Here is a 4,764-nt window from a genome sequence, read left to right on the forward strand (position 1 = left end):
GCAGCCTGCGCGGCCCGGGCGATCGAGACCAGCGGCACAAAGTGCCCGCTGCCGCCGGCAAAGGTGAACAGGATCCGCACCCCACCCCCCACGCAAAGAAAAACCCCCTCCGCCGGAGCGGAGGGGGTTTGATCCTAGCGGATCGTGGTCGCCCGGATCAGGCGGCGCTGGATTCAGCCGACGGGAGGGCGGCTTCCGCCTTCTCGTCGTGCTGGACCCGTGCCACGCGGTCGCGCTCGCCGGCGATCGCTCGCAGGCGGTTGACCACGGAGCCGGTGCCGGCCGGGATCAGGCGGCCGACGATCACGTTCTCCTTCAGGCCGGCGAGATCGTCGATCTTGCCGGAAACCGCCGCCTCGGTGAGGACGCGGGTGGTCTCCTGGAACGACGCCGCCGAGATGAACGACTTGGTCTGCAGCGAGGCCTTGGTGATGCCCTGGAGCACCGACACGCCCTTGGCCGGACGAAGATCCTCGCGGATCGTCTTCTCGTTTTCGGCCTCGAAATCCTCGCGGTCGACCTGATCGCCGATCAGGAGGGTGGTGTCGCCCACCTCCGTCACTTCGATCTTCTGCAGCATCTGGCGAACGATCACCTCGATGTGCTTGTCGTTGATCTTCACGCCCTGCAGCCGATAGACGTCCTGGATCTCGTTGACGAGATAGTCAGCGAGCGCCTCGACGCCCATGACCGACAGGATGTCATGCGGCACCGGGTTGCCATCCAGCAGCTGGTCGCCCTTGAGGACGTAGTCGCCTTCCTGCACCGAGATGTGCTTGCCCTTCGGGATGAGGTATTCGCGCTCCTCACCCGATTCCTCGCTGCGGACCACGATCCGCCGCTTGGTCTTGTAGTCCTTGCCGAATTCGACCCGACCATCGAGATCCGAGATGATCGCGTAATCCTTCGGCTTCCGGGCTTCGAACAGCTCCGCCACCCGCGGCAGACCGCCGGTGATGTCGCGGGTCTTCGACCCTTCGCGCGGGATACGCGCCATCACGTCGCCGGCCTGGACCTGGCTGCCGTTGTCGACCTGCAGGATGGCGTCGACCGAGAGGAAGTAGCGGGCCTCCAGGCCGTTCGGCAGGCGGATGATCTCGCCCTTCTCGTCACGCAGGACGATGCGGGGCTTGAGCTGGTCGCCACGCGGCTGCTGCCGCCAGTCGACCACCACCTTGGCCGAGATGCCGGTCTGCTCGTCGACGACCTCACGGATCGAGACGCCTTCGACCAGATCCACGTAGGTCGCCGTGCCACCCTTCTCTGTGATGATCGGCATGGTGTACGGATCCCACTCGGCCATCTTGCGGCCGCGTTCGATCATCTCGCCGTCATCGACCAGCAGCTTGGCGCCATACGGCAGACGGTGGCGCGCCTTTTCGCGGCCCCGCCCGTCGACGAGCTGCAGCTCGCAGTTCCGGCTCATCACCACCAGGACGCCCTGGCCGGTCTTGACGACGTTGCGGTTCTTGATCTGAACATTGGCGTCGAACGACGCCTCGATCGCCGACTGCTCGGCACCGCGCTGGGCCGCACCGCCGATGTGGAACGTCCGCATCGTCAGCTGCGTGCCCGGCTCGCCGATCGACTGCGCCGCGATGACGCCGACGGCCTCGCCGATGTTCACCGTGGTGCCGCGGGCCAGATCGCGGCCGTAGCACTTGCCGCAGATGCCGCCCTTGGTCTCGCAGGTCAGGGCCGACCGGATCAGCACCCGGTCGACGCCGGCGATCTCCACCGCCTCGACCAGCGCCTCGTCGATCAGCTCGCCGGCCTGGACCACGATCTCGCCGGTCAGCGGATGCAGCACCGCTTCGCCGGCGCAACGGCCGAGCAGGCGTTCACCCAGCGGCACGATCACTTCGCCACCGTCGATCACGGCGCCGGTGGTGATGCCGTTCTTGGTGCCGCAATCCTCTTCGATCACCACGCAATCCTGCGCGACGTCGACCAGGCGGCGGGTCAGGTAGCCCGAGTTCGCGGTCTTCAAGGCGGTGTCCGCCAGGCCCTTACGGGCACCGTGCGTCGAGTTGAAGTACTCGAGAACGGTCAGGCCTTCCTTGAAGTTCGAGATGATCGGCGTCTCGATGATCGAACCGTCCGGCTTCGCCATCAGGCCGCGCATGCCGGCGAGCTGCCGGATCTGTGCCGCCGAACCACGGGCGCCGGAATGCGCCATCATGTAGACCGAGTTCACCTGCCGCGTCGGATCGGTGAGCGTGGCCTGGATCTCGGCCATCATCTCGCGCGCCACTTCGTCGGTGGTGTTCGACCACACGTCGACCACCTTGTTGTACTTCTCGCCGCGGGTGATCAGGCCGTCGAGATACTGGTTCTCGTACTCCTTCACCAGCTGCGTCGCCTTGGCGATCAGCTCCACCTTCGCCTTCGGGATGACCATGTCATCCTTGCCGAAGGAGATGCCGGCGCGGCAGGCATGGGCGAAGCCCAGGCCCATCAGCCGGTCGCAGAAGATCACCGTCTCTTTCTGGCCGCAGTGGCGGTAGACGATGTCGATGACGTTGGTGACGTCCTTCTTCGTCAGCAGCCGGTTGACCAGCGAGAACGGCACCGCGATGTTGCGCGGCAGGATCTCGGACAGCAGCATCCGGCCCGGCGTCGTGGTGACGCGCTGGATGATCTCCTTGCCGTTCTCGTCGACCGTCTTGAAGCGGGTCTTGATCCGGCTGTGCATGCCGAGCGCGTCCACCGACATCGCCTGTTCCATTTCGCCGATCGAGGCGAAACGGGGGATCTGGTGGGCGGTCAGCTTGCCCGACTTCAGCTTCTCGAACACCGCCTTGATGTCCGTGACGTCGACCACATCCACCGGGCTGGCCGGGTTCTGCAGGATGATGTCGTCGTTGGTGATCGCCGAGGTCAGCGCATCGATCCCGTCGATCGACAGCGCCGGCCCGAGCCGGTCGTTGCGCTCCATCGACAGGTAGTAGATGCCGAGGACGATGTCCTGCGACGGCACGATGATCGGCTTGCCGTTGGCCGGGCTGAGGATGTTGTTGGTCGACATCATCAGCACGCGGGCCTCGAGCTGGGCCTCGAGCGCGAGCGGCACGTGCACGGCCATCTGATCGCCGTCGAAATCGGCGTTGAAGGCGGTGCAGACCAGCGGGTGCAGCTGGATCGCCTTGCCTTCGATCAGGGTCGGCTCGAACGCCTGGATGCCCAGGCGATGCAGCGTCGGGGCGCGGTTCAGCAAGACCGGGTGCTCGCGGATGACCTCCTCGAGGATGTCCCAGACCTCCGGCCGCTCCTTCTCCACCATCCGCTTCGCAGCCTTGATGGTGGACGCCATGCCGTAGAGTTCAAGCTTGTGGTAGATGAACGGCTTGAACAGCTCGAGCGCCATCTTCTTCGGCAGGCCGCACTGGTGCAGCTTTAGCTCCGGCCCGACGACGATGACCGAACGGCCGGAATAGTCGACGCGCTTGCCGAGCAGGTTCTGACGGAACCGGCCCTGCTTGCCCTTCAGCATGTCGCTGATCGACTTCAGCGGACGCTTGTTGGCGCCGGTGATGACGCGGCCACGGCGGCCGTTGTCGAACAGGGCGTCGACCGCCTCCTGCAGCATGCGCTTCTCGTTGCGCACGATGATGTCAGGCGCGCGCAGCTCGATCAGCCGCTTCAGGCGGTTGTTGCGGTTGATGACTCGGCGATAGAGGTCGTTGAGGTCCGAGGTCGCGAAGCGGCCACCGTCCAGGGGGACGAGCGGACGCAGCTCCGGCGGGATCACCGGCACGACGTCGAGCACCATCCATTCCGGATGCGAGCCGGATTCCAGGAAGGCGTCGATCAGCTTCAGACGCTTGACCAGCTTCTTGCGCTTGGCCTCGGAACCGGTCTCGCGCAGCTCCTCGCGGACCTGGACCTTCTGCTCCTCGAGATCCATGCCCGAGAGCATGCCCTTGAGGGCCTCGGCACCGATCTTGGCGGTGAAGGAATCCTCGCCGTACTCGTCCTGGGCGCGAAGATACTCGTCCTCGGTGAGGAGCTGGTTCTTCTTCAGCGCGGTCAGGCCGGGCTCGACCACCACGAAGCTTTCGAAGTACAGGACCTTCTCAAGATCCTTGAGCGTCATGTCGACCATCAGGCCGATGCGCGACGGCAGCGACTTCAGGAACCAGATGTGCGCCACCGGCGAGGCCAGCTCGATATGGCCCATGCGCTCGCGCCGGACCTTCGACAGCGTGACTTCGACGCCGCACTTCTCGCAGATGATGCCGCGATACTTCATGCGCTTGTACTTGCCGCACAAGCACTCGTAATCCTTGATCGGCCCGAAAATCCGGGCGCAGAACAGACCGTCGCGCTCCGGCTTGAAGGTCCGGTAGTTGATCGTCTCCGGCTTCTTGATCTCGCCGTACGACCAGGAGCGGATGCGCTCCGGGCTGGCGATCTGGATCTTGATCTGGTCGAAGCTCTGCGGCGTCGAGACCTGGCCGACGAGATTCATCAACTCGTTCATGTACCTGCTCCCCTGGGGGTAGGGACGGACGTATAGGGTTCAACGACGGCCGGTCCCGTCCGGGACCGGCCGCCGGAAGCGGCTTAGTAGTTGCGCTGCTCGAGCTCGACGTTGAGACCCAGCGACCGCAGTTCCTTCATCAGAACGTTGAAGGATTCCGGGATGCCGGCCTCGAAGTTGTCGTCGCCACGGACGATCGCCTCGTAGACCTTGGTGCGGCCGGACACGTCGTCCGACTTCACCGTCAGCATCTCCTGCAGCGTGTAGGCCGCACCGTAGGC

General features: G+C 64.9%; 1 protein-coding gene and 1 pseudogene. Both read right to left on the reverse strand.

Going from position 1 to position 4,764, the window contains the following annotated elements:
- Positions 1–181 precede the first annotated feature (181 nt).
- Positions 182–4,483, reverse strand: a pseudogene (gene rpoC, locus AC3XYG_RS17565) (DNA-directed RNA polymerase subunit beta'); the annotation flags it as partial.
- A gap of 83 nt (positions 4,484–4,566) precedes the next feature.
- On the reverse strand, positions 4,567–4,764 hold a 198-nt coding region (locus AC3XYG_RS17570; protein WP_489141144.1), incomplete at its 5' end, for a DNA-directed RNA polymerase subunit beta.

It is taken from the genome of Inquilinus sp. (assembly GCF_057815775.1).